Below are 26,989 nucleotides of genomic sequence, written 5' to 3'. Positions count from 1 at the left end.
AGCGCTTTCCTCCGTGGTCAGCGGCCGGTTCGCACCGTGAAGGAGTGCGAGCCGGACGGGACGGCATAGACGACGTAGGCACCGTCGGCGCGCTGGAACACGGCGCGGCCCGACGCGGTGACGAGGCGCCGGTCGGCCGCCGGCACCCACACCTCGGCCTGGGTGTTGGCCGGAACGGTCACTGACAGCGCGAACCGGCCGGCGCTCTTCGTCCACGCCGAGCGGGCCCACCCGGCCGGGGTCTGGTGGGCACCGCTCGCCCTGGTCAGGTCGCCGACCGGCTTCGGCTTGACGACGAGCCGGTCGTAGGCCGGCGAGCCGGGCGCGGCCTGGATCCCGGCGATGCCGGCGTGGAACCACTCCTCGATCTGGGCCAGGATCATGTGGTTCTTGGAGTCGCCGCGGTTCCACCGTTCGCCGATGGTCGTCATGCCGCCCGGGTTGGCGGGCGTCGGCTCCATGAAGTAGCCGTAGCTCGGCTGGTCGTTCTGCTGCAGCACCTCCCACAGCACGTCGTCGCGGTCGCCGTTCATCAGCGCCCGCACGATCGGGCCCATCCCGATGGTGCCGCCGCTGAAGTGCGGCCCGGTGCCGTTGGGATGGAAGGCGTAGATCAGTTCCACCAGCGCCTCGAGCACCTTGCCGTGGCTGTCGGCCGGTACCAGGCCGGCGTCGAGGGCGAGCGCCTGCGCGGCCTGGGTGGCGCCGTCCGTCCCGGCGTTGCCGGTGGCGGTGTAGCGGCCCAGTGCCTCGTTGAAGAACGCGCGGTTGAACGCCGCCTTGATCTCCCCGGCCAGCGCGGCGTACCGGGCGGCGTCGGCGGTGTGCCCGGTCAGCGTGGCGATCCGGGCCATCGACTGGATGGTCAGGTAGTAGCCCCAGGTGCCGGTGATGCGCCCGGAGGTCGGCTCGGCGCCGACCCAGTCGCCCAAGGCGGCGTCGACATAGAACCCGCCGACCACCTTCTGCCGCTGGATGTAGTCGACGAAGCGCACCAGCCGGTCGTAGTACCGGGACATCTCGCCGGTGTCGCCGTACAGCTGGTGCAGGATCGCCGGGACGAGCACGATCGCGTTGCCCCAGTTGATCTCGTCACCGAACCGGCCGTTGTAACCCCAGTCGTAGACCGGGGTCTTCAGCGCGACGTTGCCGGCCATCGGGGTGTCCGCCAGCGACTGCCCCTCCACGAGATGGCGCATGGTCGTACGCATGAAGGCATTGAGCTGGAAATCGCGGTGAATGGCGCCCATCGGCATGGTGTAGTCGGCGGGGTACGACAGCTTCTCCCGGCCGGGACAGTCGGTGAACACCGACATGATGTTCGCGGCGAAGGAGTACCGCGACATCGTGTGGATGCGGTTGATCCGGTCGTTCGACGACGAGAAGGTGCCGGCGATCGGGGTGTCGGCCTGCAGGCGTACGCCGGTGATCAGGTTCTTGCCCGGGGTGAAACCGTCCGGCAGGCCGGTCACCTGCACCCACTGCATGCCGAAGTAGTTGAAGCGGGGATGCCACGTCTCGGTGCGGCCCCCGGCGGTGGTGTAGGTGTTGAACAGGTCGACGCCGCGGGATCCGCCGCCGCCCATCAGGGAGGCCTGGTTGACCGTGCCGTCCGGGTTGAGCGACTCGGCCGGCGCCACCTTCACCGTGGTGCCGGCGGGCACCCGGTCGAGCCGGAGCCGGGGCCAGCCCACGATGTTCTGCCCGAAGTCGAACACCCAGGTGCCCGGTGCCGGGTTGGTCACCGAGACCGGCTCGAACTCCTCCTGCACGGTGATCGGCTCGGCGGTGCGGGCGACGAGCGTGGTGGCGAGATTGGGCGGCGGCGCGAAGCCGGCGGCGATCCAACCGGTCGGGGTGCCGTCGCGGCGCTTCGCGGACGCTCCGAGGTCGGCGCCGGGGGCGTTCCAGCCGGGCTGCTCGCGGCGGGCGTCGTAATCGGAGCCCGAGTACCAGGCGTCGGTGACCAGCGGGCCCAGCGCGGTACGCCAGGACCGGTCGGTCACGATCGTCTCGCGGCTGCCGTCCCGGTAGCGGATCTCCAGCCGGCCGATGAAGCGCGGGGTGACGGCCGCGCCGGCGGAGGCGTCGCTGGCCGCGATGTTGTTGCCGGAACCCGTCACCTTCGCGCCCGCGGCGTGTGCCAGGGCGAGCGCCGGGGTGAAGGTGATACTCGTGGTCCCGATCGCGGTGATGGTGCGCGATTCGAACCGGTCACCCCCTCCCCCGGTGTCCACGTTGACGGTGCCGCCGACGTGATAGCCGGCGACCTCGCTGACCTCGACGACGGTGCTGCCGGCGGGAACGTCCGCGGTCAGGGTGCCGTTGCCCTTGAGCTGGCTCTGCCACCACGAGTAGGGAGAGGTGCGGCCGACCGCGGGGTTGGTGACGCTGCGGCGTACGTAGGCCGGGCCGTTGCCGAGTTCGACGCCGACGGCGTTCGCGCCGGACCGCAGCGCGGACGTGACGTCATAGGTGCGGTACTCGCTGGAGAGCTGGTAGTTCGAGTTGCCGGGGGCGAGGACCTCGTCGGTGACCTCGCGGCCGTTGACGGTGGCGTGGTGCAGCCCGACGCCGGAGAGATAGAGCCGCGCGTCGGCCACGCTCTTGTGCCGGGGCACCGCGAACTGCCGGGCGAAGATCGGCATCGGCTGGTTCTCGGCGCGGTCCGGGTAGTCGATCCACCGCGCCGCACCCCAGTCGGCGGCGTGCAGCAGGCCGGTGGTCCAGGTCGACGGGGCGGACCAGGCGGACACCTGCCGGTGGGCGTCCCAGACCCGCACCCGCCAGGCGACGCTGTCGCGCGAGCCGAGGTCACGGCCGAAACGCACCTGCTGGTCGTCGCCGGACACCCGGCCGGTACGCCAGAGCAGCCGGCCGGCGCGCAGGTCGGCGACGGTCGCGGCGGCCTGCACCTCATACCCGGTCTGCCGGTCGGCGGCGCAGACCCGGTGCCGGCAGTCGCCGATCGCGGTCATCTGCCAGGCCAGGGTGGGACGGACGTTGTCGAGGCCGAGCGGCGAGTCGTACCGGCCGTCGACGCTGAGCCGGACGACCCGGACACCGCCGGCGGAACCGGAGTGGGCGGCGGCCGGTACGGCGGCGCCGAGGGTGAGCAGTAGCGCTGTCGTCGTCAGGATCGCGGGTCTTCTGATCGGGGCCATCAGATTGCTCCTCTGTCGATAAATGCGTCGAGGCGGCCGGTTCGGGCAACGCGGCCGAAAGCGTGAGCGCTGGGTTTGGGTGTGCGGGTGAAGTCGTTCCGGTCGACGGCGATCAGGCCGAACCGGGGCCGGTAGCCCTCGCTCCACTCGAAGTTGTCGAACGCCGACCAGTGCAGGTAGCCGCGCACGTCGACGCCCTGCACGCGAGCCTGCGCCAGCGCGGCGAGGTGGGTCCTGAGGTAGTCGACACGTTCGGCGTCGTCGGCGGTGGCGATGCCGTTCTCCGTCACGTACAGCGGCAACCCGGTGCGGGCGGCGCGGTGCAGCATCTGCCGCAGCCCGTCCGGGTGGACCGCCCAGCCCATCTGGGTCGTCGGCACCCCGGCGGGCGGTCTGCCGAACCAGGTCGGCGAGGCCGGGTCGACCCACTGTTTGCGGTAGTACTGCACGCCGAGCCAGTCGCCGGCATCGGGTCCGGTGAGCCCGTCGAGGTAGCGGTCGACGATCTCGTACCGCATCAGGTCGTACAGCGTCCGGCACGCCTCGTCGTCGCGGGCCGGGGCCAGCAGCGGCAGCTGAACGGCCAGGCCGACGGGGCTGCCGGTCTCCTCGCGGACGGCACGGACGCCGGCGAAATGCGCGTCCAACAGGGCATCGCCGGCACGCCGCCACAACACGGCGTTGGCGATGCCCGGCGGGTGGTAACCCTCGAGGTAGCCGTGCAGGGCGATCATCTGCGGCTCGTTGACGGTGCAGACGTACGGCATGAGATCGCCCAGTTCGGCGGCGACTCGCTTGCCGTAACGGGCGAAGACATCTGCCGCGTCCGGGGCCAGCCAGCCGCCGGCGGCGGCGAACCAGCGCGGCAGCGTGAAGTGGTGCAGCGTGACGAAGGCGGTCAGGCCCTCGTCGCGCAGCACGGTGAGCACCCGCCGGTAATGGTCCAGCGCGGCCCTGCTGAACTCGCCGGGCGCCGGCTCGATGCGCGACCACTCCACGGAGAGGCGGTGCGCATTGTGGCCGAGCGAGGACAGCAGGGCGAAATCCTCGGCGTAGCGGTGGAAGTGGTCGATGCCGTCGCCGGAGGACTCCACGGCCGGGCTGGAGGGGTCGTGCTCGAAGTCCCACCAGTCGCTGTTGGTGTTGCCGCCTTCGACCTGGTGGGCCGAGGCGGCACTACCCCACAGGAAGTCCCCCGGGAAGTCGGCCACCGGTGACTACTCGCCCTTCTGGTATTCGGTGTCCATGTCCTTGAGCACCGCGTCCGCGGTCGACTGGTTGCTGAACACCTCCTGCAGACCGCTGAGCATGGTCTGCTGCACCTTGGCGTTGGGCCAGAGCTGGTCCATGAACGGCACCGTGCGGTTGCCCTGCACGAAGGTCGTCAGTTCCTTGAGGCCCGGGTCCACGGTGGTGCCGGCGTCGGGCAGGGTCGGCAGGCTGCCCTGCTTCTCGTTGAACACCTTCATGCCGGCGGGCGACATGACGTACGAGATGAATTTGATTGCCAGCTCTTTGTTCTTGGCCTTGGCATTGACGCCGTAGCCGGCACCCGCGGCGGCGGGCATCAGGAAGGCGGCCGGGTCGTCGGTGGCCGGCAGGGCGGTCATCGTGAACTTGCCGCTCGGGTTCTTCTGCTTGAGCAGGCTGATGATCCAGTTGCCCTGGACGATGCCGAGCGTCTTGCCGGTCGCGGCGAGCGTCTGGCTGGCCTCGTAGCTGGTGCCCAGCGGGTTCTTCTGGAAGCAGCCGGCCTTGGACATCTCCTGGTACTTGGCCATCGCCTGGGTCCAGGACGAGCCGGCGAAGGTGGTCTGGCCGGCTGCGAGCTTGGTGTTGAAGTCGCGGTCCGGGCCGAACACGACGGTGGCCGCGAGGGCGTAGAGGACGAGCTGGGTGACCCAGTTGTCCTGGATGCCCAGCGCGTAGGCCGGGGTGCCCTTGCCGGCCGCGTCCCGGCAGAAGGCCAGCAGCTCGGTCCACGTGGTCGGCGCCTTGAGGCCGGACTTCTGCAGGGCCTCGTCGTTGTAGACCGCGCCGATGCCGTTGAGGCCGAACAGCGCGTTGTAGGTCTTGCCCTCGTACTGGGCGACGGTCTTGAACGAGTCCGGCAGCTTCGCGGCCCACGGCTGGTCGGACAGGTCGAGGAGATAACCGGGCTTGGCGAGTACGTAGGTGGTGCCCGGGTTGCCGTTGCCGGGCCACACGGTCATCACGTCCGGTGCGGTGCCGGAGGCCAGCTGGGTCCGGATCTGGGCCTGGTACTGGTCGGCCCCGCTGGTGGTGAAGGTGACCTTCACGCCCGGGTTGGCCGCCTCGAACGCCTTGATGACGTCCTCGATGGAGCCCTGGTCGACCGACGCGAGGGTGAGGGTCTTGTTGTCACCGCCGCCGTCCGCTCCGGAGTTGGCGTTGGTGCCGCTGCTGCACGCCGCGGCGAGAGTGACCGCGGTCAGGGCGGCGACGAGGGGCGTGAGTCTGCGTATGTTCATGATCGCTCCCGGGGTGAAGATCAATAGGCGGCGGTGAAGGTGAACCGGCCGGAGGTCAGCCGCACGGTGGCGCCGCGGGCGGACGGTTCGGCCGGGACGGGAGCGTCGTCGAGACGGACGCTGCCCGGGTCGGTGGTGGGGATCTCCAGAACGGCGGTGCTGCCGGGCGGCACCGCGACCACGACGGTGAGCTGGTCACCGTCCAGGTCCCAGCCGCAGCAGACGAAACCGCGGGCGGTCTCCTGCTCGGCGCGCGCCCAGGTGAGCTGCCCGCCCGGTGTCGGCCGCAGCATCAGTTCGCGGTAGGCGACCGAGCCCGGCGCCTGGTCGATGCCGGCGACGCGGCCGAAGAGCCAGTCGCCGACGCTGCCCAGGCTGTAGTGGTTGAAGGAGTTCATCGCGGCGGACTGGAACCCGCCGTGCTCGGTCCAGCCGTCCCAGCGCTCCCAGATCGTGGTGGCGCCGTGCCGGATGGAATAGCCCCAGGACGGAAAGTCGTCCTGGTGCAGCAGGGCGTACGCGAGGTCGGCGCGGCCGTGCTCGGCCAGCACCGGGCACAGCAGTGCGACCCCGACGAAACCGGTGGTCAGCCGGTTGCCCCGCTTCTCCACGTCGGCGGCCAGGTGACCGGCCGCCGCTTCGACCAGGTCCGGCGGCAGCAACCCGAAGTCGAGGGCCAGCAGGTAAGCCGTCTGGGTGCCGCCCTCGACGGTGCCGTCGTCCCGGACGTAGGCGTCGATGAAGGCCGACCGGATCTTGTCGTGCAGGGCCCGGTACTCGTCGAGTTCGGCCCCGCGCCCGAGCACCTCGGCGGCGTCCGCGACGATCCGGGTGCTGTACGCGAAATAGGCGGTCGACAGCACGTCACGCGGGGTCTCGGCGTCGACCTGCAGCCAGTCGCCGTACGAGTTGCCGGTGCGGTGCCGCCACAGCAGGTCGGGATTGTGCCGGCGGACGTGCTCGATCCAGGCGACCATCGCCGCGAAGCTGTGCTCCAGCGTGCGCCGGTCGCCGTAGGCCCGCCACAGCAGCCAGGGGATGATGACGCCGGCGTCGCCCCACGCCGGAGCGCCCTCCCGGTCGAGCACCAGGACCGGCGCGACGTCGCGGAAGGCCCCGTCGGCGTCCTGCCCGTCGACCACGTCGCGCATCCAGCGGGCGAGGAACGCGGACACGTCGGCGTTGCGGGTCGCGGTCGGCGCGAACACCTGGGCGTCGGCGAGCCAGCCGAGCCGCTCGTCGCGCTGCGGGCAGTCGGTGGGCACCGCCACGAAGTTGCCGCGCTGCCCCCACACGATGTTCGCCTGCAACTGCTCGACCATCGGGTCGGAGCAGGTGAACCGGCCGGTGAACGGGGTGTCGTTGTGCAGGACCCGGGCGCTCACGTCGGCCGCGGACAGCTCCCCCGGGTAGCCGGAGACCTCGGCGTACCGGAAGCCGTGGAAGGTGAACTGCGGCTCGAACTCCTCCTCGCCGCCGGCCGTGACGTAGGTGTCGGTGGCCGCGGCCCGGCGCAGATTGTCGAGGTAGAGCTCGCCGCCGGAGAGCACCTCGGCGTGCCGCAGCACGATCCGCCGCCCCGGCTCGGCACCGCGGATCCGCAAGCGGACCCGGCCGACCACGTTCTGTCCGAAGTCGACGACGAACCGGTGCGGTCCCCGCCGGTCCACCGCGACGGCCGGCACCTCGGCGGTGACGCGGATGGGATGATCCGGCTCGGCGACCAGCGGGCCGGGCTCGCGGTCGAGCACCGCGACCGGCCGGAACGACGGCGATCGCCGGGCGTCGGCGAACTGGCCCATCAGCAGGTCGGCCGCCAGGATCGGTCCGGCCCCTTCGGTCCAGTCGCCGTCGGTGGCGACCACCTGTCGCGAACCGTCGGCGAAGTCGAGGACCAGCTGCGCCAGATAGCCGGTGGCGGTGCCGTAGTGGCGGGCCGGCCGGCTCGGGTCGAACCCGACGTGGCCACTCCACCAGCCGTCGGCCACGATCGCGCCGATCTCGTTGACACCGGCGTGCACCCGGCCGGTCACGTCGTAGGTCTGGTACTGCAGGCGCCGGTGGTACTCGGTCCAGCCGGGTGCCAGCTCGCGGTCGCCGACCCGGGCGCCGTTGAGGCTGGGCTCGTAGACGCCGCGCGCGGTGGCGTACAGCCGGGCCCGCACCGGGCGCTCGGCCACCTCGAAATCGTGCCGCAGGTAGAGCGGGGCGGCAGCCGGGCTGGGGAAGGAGCGCTCCTCGTCGGTGGGCGGGTCGACCAGCGGCAGGCTCACCGGGTCGCGGCCGATCCACCCGGCGGTCCAGTCGTCGCGGTGCAGCAGCCCGGTCTCGAACCAGCTCTGCGCCGTTCCCGCCGCGGCGCCGGTCTCGTCCCACACCTCGACCCGCCAGTGATAGCACGTGGCGGACTGCAGGACCGGTCCGTCCCAGGGCACGAGCAGCGTGTCGCCGCTCTCGCGGCGTCCGCTGTCCCAGATCAGCCGGGCCTCATCGTCCAGGTCACCCTCATGCCGGGCAGCCGTGATCCGGTACGCCGACGGGGCCGCACCCCGCCGGTCGCTGCGCAGTTTCCAGGACAGCCGCGGACGGAACTCGCCCAGACCCATTCCGCCCAGACCCATTCCGCCCAGACCCATTCCGCCCAGCCCGAGAGGCTCGGTGAGCTGTTCGGTCGTCAACCCGTACGGTGTCATCCTTTGAGCCCTCCGGCGAAGCCGTTGATGATGCTGCGCTGCAGCGCGAGATAGACCGCCAGGACCGGGACGATGCTGATCAGCAGGGCGGCGAAGATGAGGTTCCAGTCCGAGACGAACTGGCCGACGAAGCCGGCGACGGCCACCGGCACGGTCTGCTGGTCGCTGCCGCTGAGGTAGAGCAGCGGGGTGAAGAAGTCGTTCCACACCGCCACCGCGTTGAGCACCAGGGCGGTAACCGTGATCGGCTTGAGCATCGGCAGCACGACGTAGCGGAACGTGGTGAAGGGGCTCGCCCCGTCGATCGCCGCGGCGTCCTCGAAGTCGCGCGGCAGGGCACGCAGGAAGCCCACGTACAGGAAGGTCGTGAACGGGACCTGCAGGCCGGCGTAGAACAGCACCAGGGACCAGACCGAGCCGAGCAGTCCGAGGTCGCGGACGGTCTGGTAGAGCGGCAGCGAGGCGAGCTGGAACGGCAGGATCAAACCCAGCATGATCAGCAGGAACGTGCTGCGCGACCAGCGCGCCGTCGATCGGGCCAGGGGGTACGCCGCCAGCGCCGAGACGGCCAGCACGATCAGGACGCTGACCGTGGTCACCAGCACGCTGTTGATCAGCGCGCCGCCGAGGCCCGCCTCGCGCCACGCGCCGGTGAAGTTGGCGAACGTGGGCGAGCGGGTCGGACTGATCGGCGAGGACGTGTCCGACGGCTGCCGGATGGCGAGGTTGACCAGCACGTACACCGGGAAGGCGAAGACGACGCCGACCGCGACCATCACCATCTCGAGGGCGAACGTGCGCTTCGTGTACCGGTTCACGACGCCGCCTTCTCGTTGCGGTTGAGGACGGTGTACTGAGCGGCGGAGGCGATCGCGACGATGGCGGTCAGCACCACGGCGAGGGCGATGCTGTAGCCGAACTCGCCGAGCGTGAAGGCGTCCTTGTAGATCAGCGTGGAGATGGTGTCGGTCGCGTGTCCCGGGCCACCGCCGGTCAGGGCGTACACCTGATCGAAAAGCTTGATCCCGCCGATGATCGACAGCATCAGGTTGATCGTGATGGCGGGTGCGAGCAGCGGACGGACGATCGACCAGAAGCGCCGGACGGCACCGGTGCCGTCGATCGCGGCCGCCTCGTAGATCTCGCGCGGGATCGACTGGAGGCCGGCCAGGAAGATCACCATCGAGTAGCCGGCGAACTGCCACACCACGACCAGCACCACCATCCACAGCGCCAGATCGGGGTCGCCGAGCCAGTCCTTGCCCCAGGGCCCCAGCACCGCGTTGACCGCGCCGTCCGGGCCGAGCAGGTTGCGCCAGAGGTACGCGGTGACGATCGGCGTGATCACGGCCGGGGCGAACAGCAGCACCCGCAGGAAGTTGCGCGTCTTGATCATGCTGTTGACGCCGAGCGCGAGCAGCAGGCCGATGCCGTTCTGGATGACCGTGATGGCGACCGCGATCAGCACGGTGTGCCAGACCGCCTGGAGCGCGTCGGCGTCGTCCAGCATGTCGGTGAAGTTGCGCAGGCCGATGAAGGCGAAGTCGGGGTCGAGGCCGTCCCAGTCGGTGAAGGCGTAGTAGACGCCGCGGGCGCTGGGCACGAGCACGACGAACGCGAAGAGCACCATGGCCGGCACCGTGAACCACCACGGCGGCGCCACACTCCTCCGGCGGGAGCGGGCCGGGGCGGTCACCCCCTCGGAGGGGCGGGCTCGGAGATCGACAGACACGGCAACCCGCTCCTTGAATCGTTTCAGTGGGATTCGGCGGTCCTCGGCGTAACGTGGGTAACGTTTTCTAAATGTTTCGCCGACCTTACGAGCGCGTCACCGCCAACGTCAAGGTTTATGCTGTGTAACGTTTTCCAAACGAGGAGCAGGATTGGTCGCTCGGCGAATCACGATCGTCGACGTGGCGCGCCACGCAGGCGTTTCCACGACGGCGGTGTCCAAGGTGCTGCGGAACGCCTACGGCGCCAGCCCCGCCATGCAGACGAAGGTGCGCGCGGCCATCGAGGAACTGGGCTACCGGCCGTCGGCCGCCGCTCGCGGGCTGCGCGGACGGACGTACACGATCGGCGTCCTACTGCCCGACCTGGGCAACCCGTTCTTCGCCGACATTCTCGCCGGCATCGGCGAGCCCCTGGGCGGCACCGACTACCAGGTGCTGATGGCCTCGTCCTGCAACAGCCAGGCCGGCGAGGCCCGGCTGACCGAGGCCATGATCGACCGCAACATGGACGGCCTCATCCTCATCGCGCCGGTCTCCTCGCGCCGGCACCTGCAGAACGTGGCCCGCACCGTGCCGACGGTCGTGGTGGGCCGCCACGGGCACTCCCCCGACTACGACACCGTGGCCGACGACGACTTCACCGGGGCCGGCCTCGTCGTCGACCACCTGGTCGGCCTCGGCCACCGGCACATCGCCCACATCGAGCACCGGGAGACCGACCCGGAACGCCTGCGCGAGATGCCCAACGCCCGGCGGGCCGACGGCTACCGCCACGCGATGCAGGTGCACGGCCTCGCCGACCACATCGACGTCGCCGCCACCACCTACACCCGCGAGGGCGGCTACACCGGCGCCCGGCAGTTGCTGAGCCGCGAGCAGCGCCCGACCGCCATCTTCGCCGGCGCGGACATCGTCGCGATGGGCGTGTTCGACGCTCTCACCGAGGCCGGCCTGTCGGCACCCGGGGACATCTCACTGGCCGGCTACGACGACACCGCGTTCGCCTCGTTCGGGCCGATCTCGCTGACCACGGTCGACCAGGCCGGCCACCAGATGGGCGCCGACGCGACGCGGCTGCTGCTGGGCCGCATCGAGGACCGGTCCCGCCCGACCGCGCAGGTGCGGCTCTCCCCCACCCTGGTCACCCGCCGGACCACCGCTGCGCCGGGGACGCCCGGCTGACAGGATGAGGGCCGTGAGGCTGACCGTGGAGAGCGTGTCGTCGCTGGTCTTCGACGACGGGACGCCGGTGCGCGCGGCCTCGGCGATCGCCGCCTTCGGCGACGGCTGGCTGGTGGTGCAGGACGACGCCACCCATGCGGCCTGGTGCCGGCCGGGTTCCATCAGGCCGGTACGCGTGGTGGACCCGGTCGACGGCCTCGAGGAGTTCAGCGCCGCCGCGGGCACGAAGCACCTGAAGCCGGACTTCGAGGCGGCGTGCCCGGTCTCGCTGCCGGGCACCGGGGGTGTGCTGCTGCTCGGTTCGGGTTCGACCAGCGGCCGGATGCGCGCGTCGCTGGTGACCCTGCCCGCCGCTACCTTCGCGGTAGCCGGCCTCGAACCGGTGTACCGCGACGTGGCGGCCGCTCTCGGCCTGCGCCGGGAACAGCTCAACCTGGAGGGCGCCTGCGCGATCGGTGACCGGCTGCGCTGGTTCCAGCGGGGCAATCTCGCCGCGGGCACGCCGACCGCCTCGGTCGACGTCGACCTGGCGGCGTTGCTGACCCTGGTCACCGGTGCGGACCCCGCCGCCCGGGTGACCGTCGGCCACCCACGGTTCTACGACCTGGGCGCGGTCGGCGGCGTGGCGCTGGCGGTCACCGACGCGGTCGCGCTCGCGGACGGCCGGGTCCTGGTCAGCGCCGCCGCCGAGGACACGCCCAACGCCGTCGACGACGGACCGGTGGTGGGCGCGGCGCTGGCCCTGCTCGACGACCGGGAAGTGCTGGCCGTTGCCGCGCTACCGGCCCCGGCCGGCGAGATCCACAAGGTGGAGGGCCTGGCCGTGCGGGCGACGACCGCCGACGGGCTCCGGCTCCTCGCGGTGTCCGACGACGACGATCCGGCGGTGGCGTCGCGGCAGCTCGCCGTACGGCTGACATGGTGACCCCGGCATATGCTCGTCGGGTGAGCAGCGATCTCCGCCATCCGGGCACGTCTGCCTGGCCTTCGACAGCCGGGCCGACCTGGAGTCGCGAGCCCGCGCCTTTCTCGCCGCCGGTCAGGCGGCCGGTGAGCTGACCCAGTTCATCGCCACCGCCGCACCGGCCACGCCGCTGCCGTTCGTGCCGCTGGGCGACACCTACCCGGAAGGCGCGATCATCGATCCGTTCGCCCAGGTGGCGGCGTACGCGGCAACCACCGATCAGGCCCTCGCGGCCGGCTGGACGGGCCTGCGGGTGGTGGCCGACGTGACGCCGCTGGTGCGGACGCCGGCGAAGCTCGACGCCTTCGCCCGCTACGAATACCGGATCGACCGCTATTCCCGGGATCACCCGTTCCGGGCGATGTGCGCGTTCGACCACGCCGAGCTGGGCGACGACACGATCGCCCAGGTGGCGTGCATGCATGCCGAGTCCGACCCGGCCGTGCCGTTCCACCTGCACGCATGCCCGCCCGCCGACGGATGCGCCGCGCGCACCGGCGAGCTCGACTGGACCACCGACGACCTGTTCACCGCGGCCCTGCGCCGGGCCGACCTCGCCCCGGCCGGCCACGACGTGGTGCTGCAGGCCGGCGGCCTGCGGTTCGCCGACCACCGCTCGCTGCTCCGGCTGCAGCAGTACGCGGAGGACCACGCCATCACCGTGGTGCTGCGCGACGCCAGCCGGGCCACCGCGCGCCTGGCCGGTCTGCTGGATCTCTCCCGCCTGCGGGTGGAGGCCCAGCGATGAGGACCGGCGCGGCGGCCGGCCACGAGGGCTACTTCCACGAGGCCGTCTACTACTCCTCGGACGAGGAGCTGCTGGCCGTGCTGGTCCCGTTCCTGGTCGGCGGCTGCGCCGCGGGCGAACCCACCCTGGCGCTGGGCGGCCGCAACGCCGATCTGGTCCGGTCCGCCCTCCCGGCCCGCGTCCCGGTCGACTTCCTGGCCGGCGGCGCCGTCTACGCCCGGCCGTCCGGGGCGATCCGCTCGTACCGCCGGTTGCTGGCCGATCACGTGGCGGCCGGGGCGCATCAGATCCGGATCGTCGGCGAGCTGCCCCCCACCGCGTTCGGCACGACCTGGGACTGGTGGTCGCGCTATGAATCAGCGATCAATCACGCGTACGACGACTTCCCGCTGTGGAGCATGTGCGCCTACGACCGGCGCACCACCCCACCGGAGAAGCTGCTCGAGGTCGCCCGCACCCACCCGCGCACCGCGCACCCGGACGGCTCCCATCCGCTGAGCACGGCGTACACCGATCCGGTCTCCTACCTGAGCGAGTCACGGCCCGGATCCGCCGACCCGGTGCAGGCGATGCCGCCGGCGGTCGTCCTGGCCGCGCCCGGACCGGCCGCCGCCCGGGCCGCGGTGTGTGCCGCCGCCACCGGCGTCGTCACCCCGGACGACCTGGACGACCTGCTGGTCGCGGTCAGCGAGGTGATCACCAACGCGATGGTGCACGGCCGGGACCCGGTCGAGATGCGGCTCTGGACCGGCACCGACCGCGTCGTCGTCACGGTCCGCGATGGCGGGGCGGGTCCGAAAGACCCGTTCGCCGGGTTGCTCCCGGCCACCGACCGGGCCACCGGCGGCCGCGGACTGTGGATCGTCCACCAGTCCTGCAACCACGTCACCACCGAGCTCTCCCCGGACGGCTTCGCCCTGCGGCTGACCGCCGGAAACCCGGACTGACCCGGCAGCGGCTGCGTTAGCTCCGGGTGGCACCGGTCCGCGGCCGGGTGCCGTATGGTCGGACGGTGCCCGATCCCGTAGCCAGCCGCGGCAGCGCGACCGCGAAACGTGCCGCCTCCGGACCGCCTCTCAAGACGAAGGCGGAGAAACGTGCCGAGGCCAAGGTCGCCAAGGCCCGTGCCCGCGCCATGCAGAAACGCCGCCAGGCATTGGCCGTCGGCGGCACCGCGGTCGCCGTACTCGCTCTCATGGTCGGGCTGATCGCATGGATCGGCAGCACGTCGCCGTCGCCGAACCCCACGGCCGCGACCGCGGCGGCGACAGCCGACGCCAGCCCCGCCCCCGCCGAGCCGGCCGCGGCGTTCCCGCCCGTGCCCGAGGGCGCCGACCCGGCCCTGAGCAAGAAACCGGTCGTGACCAAGGGCACCGGCACCGTCACCAAGCTCAAGACCACCACCCAGATCAAGGGCACCGGCGCGGCGGTCCAGTCGGGCCAGACGGTCAACGTGAACTACGTCGGCGTCACCTACGCCGACGGCAAGGAGTTCGACTCCTCCTGGAGCCGCTCCCAGCCGTTCAGTTTCGAGGTCGGTGCCGGCAACGTCATCCAGGGCTGGGACCAGGGACTGCTCGGCGTCACGGTGGGCAGCCGGGTCCAGCTCGACATCCCGGCCGGCCTGGCCTACGGCGACAAACCGGCCGACGGGCAACCGGCCGGCACGCTGCGTTTCGTCGTCGACGTCTTGGCCGCCGCCTGAAAGATCTTCAAACTTTTCTCCCTCGGCTGTGAACACCACGGCGGTGCCGGACACATACGGGGAGAGGAGGTTTGATGGCCACGGCTCAAGACCGGTTCACCCGGATCTACGAGGAGCATTACGACGCCGTCGAGCGCTATGTGCGCCGGCGCGCTGACGATGCTGTCGTGCGTGACGTGGTCGCCGAAGTCTTCCTTGTCGTGTGGCGCCGGTTCGACGAGGTTCCCGCCGAGCCGCTGCCGTGGCTGTACGCGACGGCGCAACGCACCCTCGCCAACGAGGTACGCGGCAGCCGTCGTCGCACCCAACTGGTGGCCCGGGTCGCCGAACACGCGGCCACGGCGATCGACGACCACGCCGAGGACGTGGTCGGCATGGTCAGCGTGGCCGCGGCCATGGACCGGCTGTCCGAGCCGGACCAGGAAGCCCTGCGGCTGGTCGCGTGGGAAGGGCTCAACCTTCGCGAAGCGGCGCGCGCCGCCGGCTGCTCCATCACCGCTTTCGCAATGCGCCTTCATCGGGCACGGCATCGGTTACGCCAGGAGATGACCTGGACGACGCCGAACCCATTGGTGGCACTACGAGGAGAACCGACGTGAATTTGCGCATGACCAGCGAGGTGCGCCGCCTTGTCGGCCCGCTGGACCCGGTCTCCGAGCCGCTGGTCGGCCCGGAGGAACGGCGCGCGGACCTGCAGCGGATCCTCGCCACCACCTTCCCGGCGCCCGTACCGGCGCGACCCGCGGTCCGCCGCCGGCCGATGATGCTGACGGCCGGGGTCGCCGCCGCGGTGCTGGTGCTGGTTGTCGTCGCCGGCACCCAGGTGGTGGGCTTCGTCCAGCCCGCGTACGCGGCAACGCCCGCTCTCCTCTCCTACGCCAACGGTGGCGGCGACGCTGCCGCCCTGCTCACCGGCATCGCCGCTCGTGCGGCGGGAGCCCCCGGCCCCGCCCGCACCGGCCCCGATGAGCACCTGATCGTTCAGTCCTGGAACCTGTTCACGCAGATCGACGGTGAGCAGGTTCGCACTGCAGTCGTACCCGTACGCACCGAGTCGTGGAGGTCCCCCACAGACGCGGGCAGGGTCGACGTGCGCTACGGCGAGCCGGAATTTCCCGCCGGCTCAACCCGGTTGTCGTGGCGCTTGCAGGGGTCTCCCGGCGGCGAAGCCTCTCCGAACACCGAGATCTTCGCCGCCGGGAAGTTCCCGGCGATGTGGAAGGGGCCGCTGCCGAGGCCGTCCGACATGAAGCGATTTCTGGCGATCGGCCATCCCAGCACGAACGGACCGGCCGAGACCTTGGTCGCGGTCAACGACCTCGCCCGTGAGCGGGTGCTGACCCCGGCGCTGCGAGCGGCCGCCCTGCGCACGCTCGCGGCATTGCCCGGCCTGACGTACGACGGCGCTGTCACCGACCGCGCCGGTCGCTCCGGCCAGGCGTTCTCCGTGGTTTCCGGGCACACCGGCCTGCCGACCAGGCACACCGTAATCGTCGACCCCGCGACGGGCGCTCTGCTCGGCTACGAATCGACCCTCACGACCACCGCCGGCAAGCTCGGCGTCCGGGTGCCCGCCGTCATCAGCTACGACACGTACGTCACCGCGGAATACGGCTCGACCCCGAGATAACTCCATAGCCAGCGCATCAGCCGCCGACCTCCTTCCCGGCTGCTGACGCGATTCACGGTCGGTGAGCCCAATGGGCAAGGGTGAGCCGGCCGTACGAGAGGTGCGGCATCGGGTGAGAAGCCCACCCGGTGCCGCACCTCTCGACTAATCACAGCCGGACCGGACAGCTAGCTAGCCCTGTACGGAGTCGGCGATGTCATTCCAGACCGTGCCCACGTTGGCCGTGTAGCCCCCGGCAGCCAGCGACAACGTCCCGACCGAGTCGTCGGCGACGTACGCGAGGTCGCCGCTGGACTGGTTGTTACGCCAGGACGACATCACGTTGGCGAACCCGTACGCACCCAGGTCCTGCCACTCGTCATCCTGGAAGATCAGCCGCCGGCCCCCGCCGTTGATCGCCTCCCAGAGGCAGACCCAGCCGCTGGCGCACGCCGGTACGGCCGCGACCGACCGACCGTCGGCCAGGGCGGTGTTGCCGAGTGCCACGTCGGCCTCTTCCGGCGTGGTGAAGCAGCGCACATCATTGGCCGAGAAGGAGATGCAGCTCTGCGCTCCCGACCATCCATCCCTCAAATTGATCACCCGGCCGTCGTAGACGGCTGTTACGCCGTCCTCGAACTCGGCCGACTGGGCAGCCTGCGCCGCCGTTGACGAAGAGAGAACTGTCCCGACACTTATCGCGATTACACCTGCGGCCAAAGCCCAACGCATTGGCTGTTCCTCCCCATGGCCTCACCTGCGGAGCCAAATCGACCAGAGTCTATATCTGTGCGTTACCGGCGAGGCTCGGCCATACGGCCCGGTATTTCGTTCACCGGCTCGGGCTACATCGGCGCAGATTTGACACGGCCCAGAAAGGGAGCGGTATTAACTAGGGGAAATTCTGCCAGAAGGTGAAAAATGACTCGGACACGTTTCGCCCCGCCCGCGCTCTTCGTACTGGCAACGCTGGTGATGCTGCTGCTCTGGCCGCTCGGGGCGGATCCGGCGTCGGCCGCGGCCGCCCGGGACAGCATTCTGGTCACCGGAAAGGGCCAGGTGTCCGGTAAGCCGGATCTGCTCACCGCCGACTTCGCGGTGGAGACCGAGGCGTCCACGGTCGCCGAGGCCCTCGATCGCGCCGGCGCGGCAGCCACCCGGATGCGCGACGCGCTGGTGCACGCCGGGATCGCCGAGGCCGACCTGCAGACGTCGAACCTCGGCGTCGGCTCGACCATGAACGACGAACGCGAGATCACCGGCTACACCGTGAACCAGGGGCTCACGGCGAAGATCCGGAACCTGCCGCGGGCCGGCGCGATCCTGTCCGCCACCGTGGCCGCGGGTGGCGACGCGGCCCGGCTCAACGGCGTGTCGTTCGCGATCGAGGACGACGGCGCACTGCTCCGGGAAGCCCGCCGTAAGGCGTTCGCCGACGCCCGCGAGAAGGCCGAACTCTACGCCCGCGAGGCGGGCCGGTCGCTCGGCCGGGTCGTCTCGATCAGCGAGGCGGCTCCCAGCCACCCGGGACCGAGCGGACCGGACAGCATGGCCGCGGACGCCCGGTTCCCGATCGAGCCGGGCCGGCACCAGCTGGCGGTCACCATCACCGTTGAATGGGCCCTCGCACGTTCTCGGTGACGTAGGCCGCCAGGTTGCTGAGCGTCTGCCGGCCGCCCTCGATCGCGTGGAACTTCTCGACCGCCTCGTCGCGCAACTGCCGGGTCGGGAACACCGTGCGCATCACGAGCCGGGTCGCCGCACCGTCCGGAGCGAAGGTCAGAACCGACGCGAAGGCGTTCGGGTCGTCGCGGGACTCGCCGTGCAGCAGTTCGATCCGCTCCGGCGGGACGATCTCGGACCAGGTGATCCACTCGGCGTAGTCGGTGCCGTCCGGCCCGTGCATCACGAAGTCCCACACTCCGCCGACGCGGAACTCGAACGACCGCGTGGTGGTGCTGAACCCGGTCGGACCCCACCACTGCGCCAGGTGCCGGACCTCGGTGAACGCCTCGAACACCAGCTCCCGCGGCGCGTCGATGACCCGGGAGATGACAATTTCGCGGTCGGCTGTCGCGCTCATCGGTTCCTCAGTTCCCGTACGTAGACGTCCAGACGGTCGAAGCTCTCGTTCCAGAACTGCTCGAACCCGCCGGCCCACTCGTGGACCGGCCGCAGCCCGCGGGCGTCCAGGCCGTAGAGGCGCTGCTGGCCCGCCCCGCGCACCCGCGCCAGCCCGACCTCCCGGAGCACCCGCAGGTGCTTGGACGTCCCCGGCAGACTCAGGCCCAGTTCCTGGGCCAGGTCGGTCACCGGCCACTCACCGCCGCGCAGCAGCGCCAGGATGTCCCGGCGCTGCGGCTCGGCTATCGCGTTGAACGCGTCCGACGTCGTCGCTGCTCGTGCCATGGCCGACACGATATTTTCCGATATGGGAAAACGTCAAGCGGTGGTTGCGCGCGAACGCGCCACGGATCAGGATCGGCTGTGCCCTGGTCCACCTCACCGGACGTCCGCGATCTGCTCACCGCGGCCGGCGACTTCCTCCGCGACCGACCGGTCGACCACACCGTCCTGCTGACCGAGGCGGCCTATCTCACGGCCCGGCCCAGCACGGCGACCGATCAGCTCTACGGCTGGTGGGACCACGACGGCGTCGTCGCCGGCGCGTTCCTGCAGGCGCCGCGACACCCGCCGATCCTGTCGACGATGCCCGGCGAAGCACTCGAGTCGCTCCCCCACGTCCTGCCCGGGCTGACCAGCGTCGGCGTCGACGGCCGTTCGGCCGGCGCCGCCGTGACCGCCTGGCGCAGCCGCACCGGGGCCACGCTGACCGAGCGCTCCCGCATCACGCTCTACCGGCTGGCCGGTCTCCGGCTCGCCGACGCCCCGCCGGGACGGCCCAGGACAGCCACGCCGGCCGACCGTGACCTGCTCGTCTCCTGGTACCGGCAACTCATGGCCGCGTACCCGGACGATCCCAGCGACCTGGCCTACGTGGTGGACGACCCGATCGGCTACGGCGGCATCACGCTGTGGGAGGTCGACGGGACACCGGTGGCGATGGCCGGCCGCAGCCGGCTCGTCGCCGGCATGGTCCGGCTCGGCGCGGTCCACGCCCCGCACGACGAGCGACACGGCGAGGCCGCCTTCGAGGCCGCCTGCGCGGCAGCCACCGAGACGGCCCGCGACGTACTCGTCTTCGCCGGCGCCGACGACGCCCACGCCGGCGCGGCGTACCGGAAACTGGGGTTCTTGCCCGTCCTCGACCGGGTCATGCTGGCAACCGACCGCCAGTCATTCAACTGATGCGGACGCGGCGGACCGGCTCCTAGGGTCTGTATCGACGTCGGGGAGCATGGGGAGGCGCAACGATGGAAACGTCCGCGTACTTGAACGCTGTCGTCGAACAGACGAACACGTTGGCCGGTTGGGTGCACGGCCGGGATGCGACGGCCCCGGTGCCGACCTGCCCCAAGTGGACGCTGGCCGATCTTGTCGACCACGTCGGCGCGACCCAGCGCATGGTGGCCATGCTCGTCGGCGAGCGGATGACCGAGCCCGACAGCGCTTACGCCAGGTACGTCCCGGCGCCGGGCGATCCGGCCCAGTGGCGCGACTGGCTGACCGGCACCGCGGCCGAGGCGGAGCAGGCGTTCGCCTCGGTCACCGACGACACACCGGTGTGGGATCCGTCCGGCGCGGCCGCGGGCGTGCCGTTCTGGTCACGCCGGCTGTTCGGCGAGGCCTGCGTGCATCGCGCGGACGCGGCCGCGGCGCTCGGTCTGCCCTACGAACTGGCGCCCGAGCTCGCCGTCGCCGCCATCGAGGACTGGCTGGACACGCTGACCTCCCGCGGCTACTGGGAAAACCGGCCGGACTTCGCCGATGCGATGCGCGGCAGCGGCCAGACCCTGCACTTCCACGCCACCGACGCGTCCGGCGAGTGGCTGGCCCGCCGGGAACCGGACCGGGTCGTCCTGGAAAGAACACACACCAAAGCAGACATCACGGTACGCGGCCCGGCCGCCGACCTCCTGCTGGTGCTCAGCCGGCGCCGGCCGCTGAGCGCGACGCCCACCCTGGAACTGCACGGCGACCGGACGCTGATCGACCGCTGGATCGAGCACATGGACTGGGTCACGGGCGACTGAGCTGCTCGTCGAGGGTCCTCGGCAGCTCGGCGACGTCGAGGTGGCCCCGTGCCGTGACGGTGCCGTCCGCGTCGAGCACCACAAACGTGCTCTGCGCCGTCATGCCGAACAGCTTCCACACCGTGCCCTGCTCGTCGGCGAGTTGGGGGAAGCCGGACAGCTTGCCCATCCGGACGAAGTCGTGCATCGCCGGTACGCTGTCGAGCCCGGCCACCCCGACCACGGTGGCCTTGCCCGCGTAGTCCGCGGCGAGCGCGTTGACGTGCTTGGCCTGCCCGAGGCAGGTGGGGCACCACGGCGCCCAGAACTACAGGACGGCCGGCCGGCCCGCCAGACTGCGGCCCTCGAAGGTGGCGCCCTCCAGGGTCGCCACGGTGAAGTCGTAAACACTCGCACCGTCGGTGGTGGCGGCCTCGCCGCCGCACCCCGCCAGGGCCGTCACGGAGCAGGCTGCCAGGGTGAACAGATCCCTCCGGCGTACCCGCATGTCGCTCCTCGGTCTTGCTGACGGCCGGTGTCCCGGGTGTCTTGGCAGGTGACAGAGTAGGCCGGGACCGGCAGCAGGTCGACCCACCGGCCGGCATGCGGAAGGGACGCCTCTGCTCATGAGCCTGACCGGACACGTCGATTCGCCCGAGGCCCGTCGAGCGCTGCACCGGCGCACCATCGGCGTCGTCATGGCGTCGCAGGTGTTCAGCGGGGCCGGACTGTCCGCCGGCGTCACGGTGGGCGCACTGCTGGCCGCGGAGATGCTCGGCACCAGCGCGCTGTCCGGCCTGCCGTCGGCCCTGTTCACGGCCGGGTCCGCCGGCGCCGCGCTGGCGGTGGGGCGGCTGTCGCAGCGCCGGGGCCGCCGCGCCGGGCTGACGGCCGGGTATGCCGCCGGGGCGGTCGGTGGCGCCGGGGTGGTGGCGGCCGCGGCTCTCGACAGCGTCGTACTGCTCATGTTTTTCCTGCTCGTGTACGGCGCCGGCACCGCGACCAACCTGCAGGCCCGCTATGCCGGCGCCGACCTGGTCGAACCCGGCCGGCGGGGTCGCGCGGTCAGCTCGGTGCTGGTCGCCACCACGGTCGGCGCGGTCATCGGTCCCAACCTCGTGGCGGTCACCGGCCGCGCCGCCATGCACTGGCATATTCCGGCGCTGGCCGGCCCGTTCGCCCTCGCCGCCGTCGCCTACGCGACCGCCGGCACCATCCTGTTCCTGCTGCTGCGCCCCGACCCGCTGCTCGCCTCCCGGGCCCTGCCGGAACAGGTGCCGGCCGACGAGCAGGGCACGCCCGCGGCGCCGACCCGGACCGATCGGGCCGGCGTCCTCGCCGGTGCCGCGACGATGGTCCTGACCCAGCTGGTGATGGTCGCGGTGATGACCATGACGCCGGTGCACATGATGGCCCACGGGCACGACCTGGCCGCGACGGGCCTGGTCATCGCCGTGCACATCGCCGCCATGTACCTGCCGTCGCCGATCACCGGCATCCTGGTCGACCGGGTCGGCCGCGTCCCGGTCGCGGCGGCGGCCGGCGTCACGCTGCTCGCCGCCGGCATCGTCGCCGCCACCTCACCCGAGGAATCCGTCGTCCTGTTGACGGTGGCGCTCGGGCTGCTCGGTCTGGGCTGGAACCTCGGCCTGATCTCCGGCACCGCCATGATCACCGACGCCGCGCCGGTGCGGACCCGGGCCCGCACCCAGGGCACCGTGGACCTCTGGGTCGCGCTCGCCGGAGCCGGCGGCGGCATCACCAGCGGCGTCGTCATGACCGCCACCAGCTACCCGGCGCTGTCGATCGCCGGAGGCGCCCTGGCCGTCGTCGTCATCCCCTTCGTCGTGGTCAGCGCCCGCCAGGTCCGCGTCTGAACGAGCGGTCACGCTGTGGTTTGGTAGATCAGGTCGGGTAACCGAACTGCGGCGGAGATGGAGGGCACCATGCCGGACGAGGACGGGAAGCGAGCGCTGCACCAGGCTCTGGTGGATCGGATTCTGCATGGCGACGGCAGCGCATCCGTCCAGCAAAGAGCACAGGCATTCCGGAACGAGGGTCTGTCCCCGCCGCTCAGTACGCTGGTCAGTAAAGTCGCCACGAGCCCGGCGCTGGTCACCGACGCGGACTTCACCGCGGCCGAGAAAGCGGGCCTCAGCGAGGACCAGCTCTTCGAACTCGTGATCTGTGCCGCGGTCGGCCACTCCACCCGGCTGTACGAGGCCGGACTGGCGGCCCTGGCCACGGCAGCCGCGGCCGACGGGGAGGCTCGATAATGCGCCTCGACATCCTCAACACCGGCTATCGGCCCGCGACCAAACTCCTGTTCGGCGTGATCCGTGCGTTCTCCGGGCATCCCGTTCCGGACGCCGCGAAACTGGTCTTCTACCGGCCCGATTTCTACGGCGACCGGGCCAAGGACTTCACCCACGAGGCCATGCGCGGACCATCCGCCTGGTCGGTCGGCGAACGGGAACTGATGGCGGCCTACGTGTCCCAGGTGAACGACACTGCGTTCTGCATCGGCGCGCACAGTGCGACCGCCCGGCAGGCATTGCCGGACGCACCGACGGTCGCGGCCGTCCTTGCCGACCTGGAATCGGCCCCCATCGCCGAGCCGCTGCGGGCGACGCTACGGATGCTCGGCAAGCTGACCAGACACGGGGACCTGAGTGCCGACGACATGCGTGCGGTACTGGCCGCCGGTGTCACCGTCCGGCAGGTCGAGGACGCGCTGGCGGTCTGCGCCGCGTTCAACATCACCGACCGGCTCGCCGACGTCTTCGCGTTCGACGTGCTCAGCCCGGAAGGTTTTGAGGCGGGAGCCAAATACCTGCTCAAACGGGGCTACCGGTAGACGGTCAGCGTTTCCCCGCGCGGGCAGAGCAGGTAGCCGGTCGTTGCCCGGCAGTCCCGTGCGGTGGCCCGCTCGACGGTGCCGAGCATCGCCTGCCGGCCGTCGGTCAGGTCGAGACGGTTCACCGCGATGCGGTACGGCGGCGTCCTGGTTCCGCGGAGCAGCAGCAGCGCGCCGGCCGCGTCGGGCAGGAACGCGTGCTGGCCGCTGAACGGATGTCCGATCGTCCGGCCGGTGGCCGAGTCGACCAGCACCGTCGTGGCCACGGTCAGGTTGGCGGCGGCGGAGAGCAGCAGGCGCCCGCCGCCCAGGTCGCGCACGAAGGCCATGTCGTTGCGCCGCCAGACCTCGCGGCCGGTCCCGGCGTCGCGGCCGACCACGCCCCGCACCCCGGCCGTGCAGATCAGCGCGCCGCAGCCGGTGACGTAGCCGATCAGTTCGTCGGAGCGCCACAGCGGGCGCAGGTCGGCGGTGCGGTAGACGGTCGCCACCGTCTGCGCGGAGGCCGTGCGCACCACCACCAGGTGCGGGTCGGCGGGCAGCAGCGTCGCCGAGTACACCCCGCTCCAGGGGAGGCGGCCGTGGTGCCGCACCGCGCCGTCCGCATATCCGTAGATGGTCGCCGCGCCCGTTCTGGTCACCGTGACGATCGTGGCCGGCCGGCCGGCCTCGGCGATCGCGGTCCACTCCTCGGCCGCCGCCACGGCGCGTCGCCAGACCTCCCGGCCGTCGCGCAGCCGCACCAGACGCAGCCCGGTGGTCACGCCGAACCGGTCCGTCTCGGCGAGCAACGCGTCACCGCGTGCCACCGACGGTGTGGCGTCACCGGCCGAGCTCCACAGCTGCCCGCCGGTCGCCGCGTCGAGCGCCACCGTTCCGCGTACCGCCTCAATGCCGGACGTGGGCACCAGCAGCACGTCGCCGGCCGGGCGCACGCCACGGCCGGCATCCGCAGCGGCGACCGGTGTGCTCCATCGAGGCTCGCCCGTGCCCAGGTCATAGGCGGTGACCACGGGCGGCCCCGCCGGACTGGCCCGGGTCAGATACACCGTCCGGCCGTCCAGCGCCATGGTGTCGGTCGGCTGGAACACCGCTTTCCAGAGCGGGCGTACGAGTGACGGCGGCGACGGTGCGGACGCGGCCAGCGCCAGCAGACCGGCCACGGTGAGCACGGCCAGCGCCATCCGGCACAGCCGGGGCAGGTTGACCGGTGCGGCCGCCGGCTCGGCACCCGCGTCGACAGCGTTACCAAGGTCGATCAGGGTCATCGTCAGCCGACCGCCGTCACGGGTAGTTGTCCTGCCGCTGACAGGCACCATAGCTCGGCGGCCTGCGCAGCGGGATGACCGCGGCGGCCGCCGCACCAGAACCGGTTCCCGCTATCGTCACCTTCGACGGCCTGCCGATCATCATCGGGATCGATCCGCCGCTCACCAGCCGCTGACCGTTCGTGCAGCCCAGCAAGGAAGGCGTAAATGACGACGCGAATCGACGAGCTCCTCAGCAAGATGACGCCCGAGGAGAAGGCCGGCCAGCTGACGCAGTACTTCTACTTCGCAGACCAGCCCGAGCAGCCGCGCCAGGTGGAGGCGGCGCTGGCCCGCGGCGGTGCCGGTTCGCTGCTGTTCATCACCGATCCCGCCGAGATCAACCGGCTGCAGCGCCTGGCCATCGAGGGCCACCGCCTCGGCGTCCCGCTGCTGTTCGGTCTCGACGTCATCCACGGCCGCCGCACGGTCTTCCCGGTGCCGATCGCCATGGCCGCCTCCTGGGAGCTCGACCTGATCGAGCGCGGCCAGGCGGTCGCCGCCCGGGAGGCGCGCGCGGCCGGCGCGCACTGGACGTTCGCGCCGATGGTGGACATCGCCCGGGATCCGCGCTGGGGCCGCATCATCGAGGGTGCGGGCGAAGACCCGTTTCTGGGCGCGGCCGTCGCGGCCGCTCAGGTCCGGGGATTCCAAGGACATGCGGGAGAGGTACGCCCGGACGGCGTGATCGCCGGCCCGAAGCACTTCGCCGGGTACGGCGCCTCGGTCGGCGGCCGCGACTACGACGAGGCGAGCCTGTCCGAGTACGACCTGTGGAACGTCTACTTCCCGCCGTTCCGGGCCGCGGTCGAGGCCGGTGCCGGCAACGTGATGACGGCCTACATGAGCCTCAACGGGGTGCCGGCGTCCGGGAGCCGGTGGCTGTTCACCGAGGTGCTGCGGGAGACCTGGGGGTTCGGCGGTTTCGTGGTGAGCGACGCGAACGCCGTCCGCAACCTGGTGACGCAGGGCTTCGCGGCCGGCCCGGCCGATGCCGCGGCCCGCGCCCTGACCGCCGGCGTCAACCTGGAGATGACGTTCAAGGATCCGGCCTACGCACACCTGCCCGAGGCGCTCGAGGCCGGCACGGTGACGATGGAGCTGATCGACGAACGGGTCCGCGCCGTGCTCGAGGCGAAAGAGCGTCTGGGCCTGTTCGACAACCCGTACGTCGACGAGGAACGCGCCCGCCAGGTGCTCGCCGACCCGGACCACCGCCGGGCCTCCCGCGAGGCCGCGCAGCGGGCCGCCGTGCTGCTGCGCAACGAGGGCGACCTGCTGCCGCTCGACGCCGCCCGGCTGGAGTCGATCGCCGTGCTCGGCCCGCTCGCCGTCTCGGCCCGGGACACGCTCGGGCCGTGGGTGTTCGACATCGACCTGGACGAGACCGTCACCGTGCTCGACGGCATCCGCAACGCCGTGGGCGAGACCGTGCGCGTCGACTTCGCGCGGGGCATTCCCGTCGCCCGCCGGCATTTCCCGCACATCTTCGACCCGGACGAGAAGAACGTCGAGATCGACCCGGAGGGCTTCGACGAGCCGGCCGAGTTCGCGCGGGCGGTCGCCACCGCCGCGGCCGCCGACGTCGCGGTCGTGGTGGTCGGCGAGGCCGAGAACATGATCGGCGAGGCGGCGTCGCGGTCGTCGCTGGAGCTGCCCGGGCGGCAGCTCCAGCTGCTCCAGGCCGTCGTCGCGACCGGCACGCCGACCGTGCTGCTGGTGCTGAACGGCCGGCCGCTGGACCTGCGCTGGGCGGCCGCGAACGTGCCGGCGATCCTGGACATCTGGTATCCCGGCACCCAGGGCGGCAACGCCGTGGCCGACCTGCTCTTCGGCGGGGTCTCCCCCGGCGGCAAGCTGCCCTTCACCTGGCCGCGCACCGTGGGGCAGATCCCGATGTGCTACGCGCACACCCGCTCCCACGACCCGGAAAACCAGGAGCGCCGCTACTGGGACGAGGAGAGCACGCCGCTGTTCCCGTTCGGATTCGGCCTGAGCTACGGCCGTTTCAGCTACGCCAACCTGACCGTCGACCGGCCGGCGGTGGCCCCCGGCGAGACCGTCACCGTGTCCGTCGACGTCACCAACACCGCGCGGCGGGAGGCGGCCGAGGTGGTGCAGCTCTACCTGCACCAGCGCCACGGCCGCGCGGCCCGGCCCGTACGCGAGTTGAAGGGTTTTGAGAAGTTGATCGTGCCCGGTGGCGAGACCCGCCGGGTGACCTTCACGGTCGGCCCGGACGAGCGGCGCTACTGGAGCGCCACCGAGCGCGACTGGGTCCTCGACGAGACCACCTTCGACGTCTACGTCGGCGGCGACTCGACGGCGGCCCTGACCACCACCTTCACCACCGCCGGACGACAGCCGTAGCGACGGGTGGGGCGCGCCGCAGCGCGCCCCAC

25 protein-coding genes and 1 pseudogene are annotated in these 26,989 nt (G+C 71.4%); 14 read left to right on the top strand and 12 right to left on the bottom strand.

What is annotated here, in order from left to right:
- Positions 1–17 precede the first annotated feature (17 nt).
- Genes Ari01nite_RS45785 through Ari01nite_RS45760 form a run of 6 tightly spaced genes read right to left on the bottom strand, consistent with a single transcriptional unit; the run spans position 18 to position 10,081 of the window.
- Positions 18–3,164: an alpha-L-rhamnosidase gene (locus Ari01nite_RS45785; protein WP_203790589.1), complete on the bottom strand. Its 3,147-nt coding sequence runs from the start codon at positions 3,162–3,164 to the stop codon at positions 18–20.
- Complete coding sequence (locus Ari01nite_RS45780) at positions 3,164–4,375, bottom strand: glycoside hydrolase family 1 protein (RefSeq protein ID WP_203790587.1); 1,212 nt, start codon at positions 4,373–4,375, stop codon at positions 3,164–3,166. The genes Ari01nite_RS45785 and Ari01nite_RS45780 overlap by 1 nt, the downstream gene beginning before the upstream one ends.
- 6 nt (positions 4,376–4,381) lie before the next feature.
- A complete protein-coding gene (locus Ari01nite_RS45775) occupies positions 4,382–5,656 on the bottom strand; it encodes an ABC transporter substrate-binding protein (protein WP_203790585.1) in 1,275 nt (424 codons plus the stop codon).
- Between the two features lie 20 nt (positions 5,657–5,676).
- Positions 5,677–8,349, bottom strand: a complete 2,673-nt coding sequence (locus Ari01nite_RS45770) for an alpha-L-rhamnosidase (protein ID WP_203790584.1) — start codon at positions 8,347–8,349, stop codon at positions 5,677–5,679.
- Positions 8,346–9,167: a carbohydrate ABC transporter permease gene (locus Ari01nite_RS45765; RefSeq protein ID WP_203790583.1), complete on the bottom strand. Its 822-nt coding sequence runs from the start codon at positions 9,165–9,167 to the stop codon at positions 8,346–8,348. The genes Ari01nite_RS45770 and Ari01nite_RS45765 overlap by 4 nt, the downstream gene beginning before the upstream one ends.
- Entirely contained in the window at positions 9,164–10,081 is a 918-nt protein-coding gene (locus Ari01nite_RS45760) for a carbohydrate ABC transporter permease (protein WP_239163576.1), read from the bottom strand. The genes Ari01nite_RS45765 and Ari01nite_RS45760 overlap by 4 nt, the downstream gene beginning before the upstream one ends.
- Positions 10,082–10,262: 181 nt before the next feature.
- Between Ari01nite_RS45760 and Ari01nite_RS45755 the strand changes: the two genes are divergently transcribed.
- The 7 genes from Ari01nite_RS45755 (at position 10,263) to Ari01nite_RS45725 (ending at position 16,311) form a co-directional block, all read left to right on the top strand.
- Positions 10,263–11,264, top strand: a complete 1,002-nt coding sequence (locus Ari01nite_RS45755) for a LacI family DNA-binding transcriptional regulator (RefSeq protein ID WP_239163575.1) — start codon at positions 10,263–10,265, stop codon at positions 11,262–11,264.
- Positions 11,265–11,277: 13 nt separating this feature from the next.
- Positions 11,278–12,189 carry a DUF6910 family protein gene (locus Ari01nite_RS45750; protein ID WP_203790581.1) on the top strand — a complete coding sequence of 304 codons (912 nt, stop codon included), beginning with the start codon at positions 11,278–11,280 and terminating at the stop codon, positions 12,187–12,189.
- Between the two features lie 7 nt (positions 12,190–12,196).
- Positions 12,197–12,976 carry an MEDS domain-containing protein gene (locus Ari01nite_RS45745; protein WP_203790596.1) on the top strand — a complete coding sequence of 260 codons (780 nt, stop codon included), beginning with the start codon at positions 12,197–12,199 and terminating at the stop codon, positions 12,974–12,976.
- A complete protein-coding gene (locus tag Ari01nite_RS45740) occupies positions 12,973–13,923 on the top strand; it encodes a sensor histidine kinase (RefSeq protein WP_203790580.1) in 951 nt (316 codons plus the stop codon). Before Ari01nite_RS45745 ends, Ari01nite_RS45740 begins: the two co-directional genes overlap by 4 nt.
- A gap of 65 nt (positions 13,924–13,988) precedes the next feature.
- The gene (locus Ari01nite_RS45735) at positions 13,989–14,681 is read left to right on the top strand and encodes an FKBP-type peptidyl-prolyl cis-trans isomerase (protein WP_203790579.1); all 693 of its coding nucleotides are present in this window, start codon (positions 13,989–13,991) and stop codon (positions 14,679–14,681) included.
- Between the two features lie 74 nt (positions 14,682–14,755).
- Positions 14,756–15,280 carry an RNA polymerase sigma factor gene (locus tag Ari01nite_RS45730; protein ID WP_203790577.1) on the top strand — a complete coding sequence of 175 codons (525 nt, stop codon included), beginning with the start codon at positions 14,756–14,758 and terminating at the stop codon, positions 15,278–15,280.
- Entirely contained in the window at positions 15,277–16,311 is a 1,035-nt protein-coding gene (locus Ari01nite_RS45725; protein ID WP_203790575.1) for a CU044_5270 family protein, read from the top strand. Before Ari01nite_RS45730 ends, Ari01nite_RS45725 begins: the two co-directional genes overlap by 4 nt.
- Before the next feature lie 171 nt (positions 16,312–16,482).
- Here the strand turns inward: Ari01nite_RS45725 and Ari01nite_RS45720 are convergent, their stop codons facing one another.
- Entirely contained in the window at positions 16,483–16,893 is a 411-nt protein-coding gene (locus Ari01nite_RS45720) for a peptidase inhibitor family I36 protein (RefSeq protein ID WP_203790573.1), read from the bottom strand.
- Between the two features lie 318 nt (positions 16,894–17,211).
- Between Ari01nite_RS45720 and Ari01nite_RS45715 the strand changes: the two genes are divergently transcribed.
- Positions 17,212–17,931, top strand: coding sequence for an SIMPL domain-containing protein (locus Ari01nite_RS45715; RefSeq protein ID WP_203790571.1), 720 nt, complete (start codon positions 17,212–17,214; stop codon positions 17,929–17,931).
- Here Ari01nite_RS45715 and Ari01nite_RS45710 read toward each other — a convergent pair.
- Positions 17,897–18,373, bottom strand: a complete 477-nt coding sequence (locus Ari01nite_RS45710; RefSeq protein WP_203790569.1) for an SRPBCC family protein — start codon at positions 18,371–18,373, stop codon at positions 17,897–17,899. The genes Ari01nite_RS45715 and Ari01nite_RS45710 overlap by 35 nt on opposite strands.
- Entirely contained in the window at positions 18,370–18,699 is a 330-nt protein-coding gene (locus Ari01nite_RS45705) for an ArsR/SmtB family transcription factor (RefSeq protein WP_203790567.1), read from the bottom strand. Before Ari01nite_RS45705 ends, Ari01nite_RS45710 begins: the two co-directional genes overlap by 4 nt.
- 78 nt (positions 18,700–18,777) lie before the next feature.
- On the opposite strand from Ari01nite_RS45705, the gene Ari01nite_RS45700 reads away from it, so the two are divergent.
- Positions 18,778–19,599 carry a GNAT family N-acetyltransferase gene (locus Ari01nite_RS45700; RefSeq protein ID WP_203790565.1) on the top strand — a complete coding sequence of 274 codons (822 nt, stop codon included), beginning with the start codon at positions 18,778–18,780 and terminating at the stop codon, positions 19,597–19,599.
- A 65-nt stretch (positions 19,600–19,664) separates the two neighbouring features.
- Positions 19,665–20,444, top strand: coding sequence for a maleylpyruvate isomerase family mycothiol-dependent enzyme (locus Ari01nite_RS45695; RefSeq protein WP_203790564.1), 780 nt, complete (start codon positions 19,665–19,667; stop codon positions 20,442–20,444).
- Here the strand turns inward: Ari01nite_RS45695 and Ari01nite_RS45690 are convergent.
- Both Ari01nite_RS45690 and Ari01nite_RS45685 read right to left on the bottom strand, forming a co-directional pair.
- Positions 20,431–20,739 (bottom strand): annotated as a pseudogene (locus Ari01nite_RS45690) (TlpA family protein disulfide reductase); the annotation flags it as partial. The gene Ari01nite_RS45695 and the pseudogene Ari01nite_RS45690 overlap by 14 nt on opposite strands.
- A gap of 12 nt (positions 20,740–20,751) precedes the next feature.
- Positions 20,752–20,931 carry a hypothetical protein gene (locus Ari01nite_RS45685; protein ID WP_203790562.1) on the bottom strand — a complete coding sequence of 60 codons (180 nt, stop codon included), beginning with the start codon at positions 20,929–20,931 and terminating at the stop codon, positions 20,752–20,754.
- Between the two features lie 118 nt (positions 20,932–21,049).
- Between Ari01nite_RS45685 and Ari01nite_RS45680 the strand changes: the two genes are divergently transcribed.
- The 3 genes from Ari01nite_RS45680 to Ari01nite_RS45670 all read left to right on the top strand — a co-directional run bounded on the left by Ari01nite_RS45680 (position 21,050) and on the right by Ari01nite_RS45670 (position 23,280).
- A complete protein-coding gene (locus Ari01nite_RS45680) occupies positions 21,050–22,300 on the top strand; it encodes an MFS transporter (RefSeq protein ID WP_203790560.1) in 1,251 nt (416 codons plus the stop codon).
- Between the two features lie 69 nt (positions 22,301–22,369).
- Positions 22,370–22,699, top strand: a complete 330-nt coding sequence (locus tag Ari01nite_RS45675; protein WP_239163574.1) for a carboxymuconolactone decarboxylase family protein — start codon at positions 22,370–22,372, stop codon at positions 22,697–22,699.
- Positions 22,699–23,280: a carboxymuconolactone decarboxylase family protein gene (locus tag Ari01nite_RS45670; RefSeq protein WP_203790558.1), complete on the top strand. Its 582-nt coding sequence runs from the start codon at positions 22,699–22,701 to the stop codon at positions 23,278–23,280. Before Ari01nite_RS45675 ends, Ari01nite_RS45670 begins: the two co-directional genes overlap by 1 nt.
- Here Ari01nite_RS45670 and Ari01nite_RS45665 read toward each other — a convergent pair.
- Positions 23,271–24,548, bottom strand: a complete 1,278-nt coding sequence (locus Ari01nite_RS45665; RefSeq protein WP_203790556.1) for an outer membrane protein assembly factor BamB family protein — start codon at positions 24,546–24,548, stop codon at positions 23,271–23,273. The two genes, Ari01nite_RS45670 and Ari01nite_RS45665, sit on opposite strands and share 10 nt — an antisense overlap.
- A 207-nt stretch (positions 24,549–24,755) precedes the next feature.
- Here Ari01nite_RS45665 and bglX point away from each other — a divergent pair, with 207 nt between their 5' ends.
- Entirely contained in the window at positions 24,756–26,957 is a 2,202-nt protein-coding gene (gene bglX, locus Ari01nite_RS45660) for a beta-glucosidase BglX (protein ID WP_203790554.1), read from the top strand.
- Positions 26,958–26,989: the final 32 nt, after the last annotated feature.

This window comes from Paractinoplanes rishiriensis (assembly GCF_016862375.1).
GTDB lineage: Bacteria > Actinomycetota > Actinomycetes > Mycobacteriales > Micromonosporaceae > Actinoplanes > Actinoplanes rishiriensis.
This window is presented reverse-complemented; position numbering and strand designations above follow the sequence as displayed.

Bases quoted from the DNA above. Each gene is read 5' to 3' on its own strand.
- Ari01nite_RS45785 (WP_203790589.1), bottom strand. From the start codon at position 3,164: ATGGCCCCGATCAGAAGACCCGCGATCCTGACGACGACAGCGCTACTG.
- Ari01nite_RS45775 (WP_203790585.1), bottom strand. From the start codon at position 5,656: ATGAACATACGCAGACTCACGCCCCTCGTCGCCGCCCTGACCGCGGTC.
- Ari01nite_RS45770 (WP_203790584.1), bottom strand. From the start codon at position 8,349: ATGACACCGTACGGGTTGACGACCGAACAGCTCACCGAGCCTCTCGGG.
- Ari01nite_RS45740 (WP_203790580.1), top strand. From the start codon at position 12,973: ATGAGGACCGGCGCGGCGGCCGGCCACGAGGGCTACTTCCACGAGGCC.
- Ari01nite_RS45730 (WP_203790577.1), top strand. From the start codon at position 14,756: ATGGCCACGGCTCAAGACCGGTTCACCCGGATCTACGAGGAGCATTAC.
- Ari01nite_RS45715 (WP_203790571.1), top strand. From the start codon at position 17,212: ATGACTCGGACACGTTTCGCCCCGCCCGCGCTCTTCGTACTGGCAACG.
- Ari01nite_RS45710 (WP_203790569.1), bottom strand. From the start codon at position 18,373: ATGAGCGCGACAGCCGACCGCGAAATTGTCATCTCCCGGGTCATCGAC.
- Ari01nite_RS45705 (WP_203790567.1), bottom strand. From the start codon at position 18,699: ATGGCACGAGCAGCGACGACGTCGGACGCGTTCAACGCGATAGCCGAG.
- Ari01nite_RS45695 (WP_203790564.1), top strand. From the start codon at position 19,665: ATGGAAACGTCCGCGTACTTGAACGCTGTCGTCGAACAGACGAACACG.
- Ari01nite_RS45685 (WP_203790562.1), bottom strand. From the start codon at position 20,931: ATGCGGGTACGCCGGAGGGATCTGTTCACCCTGGCAGCCTGCTCCGTG.
- Ari01nite_RS45680 (WP_203790560.1), top strand. From the start codon at position 21,050: ATGAGCCTGACCGGACACGTCGATTCGCCCGAGGCCCGTCGAGCGCTG.
- Ari01nite_RS45675 (WP_239163574.1), top strand. From the start codon at position 22,370: ATGCCGGACGAGGACGGGAAGCGAGCGCTGCACCAGGCTCTGGTGGAT.
- Ari01nite_RS45670 (WP_203790558.1), top strand. From the start codon at position 22,699: ATGCGCCTCGACATCCTCAACACCGGCTATCGGCCCGCGACCAAACTC.
- Ari01nite_RS45665 (WP_203790556.1), bottom strand. From the start codon at position 24,548: ATGACCCTGATCGACCTTGGTAACGCTGTCGACGCGGGTGCCGAGCCG.
- bglX (WP_203790554.1), top strand. From the start codon at position 24,756: ATGACGACGCGAATCGACGAGCTCCTCAGCAAGATGACGCCCGAGGAG.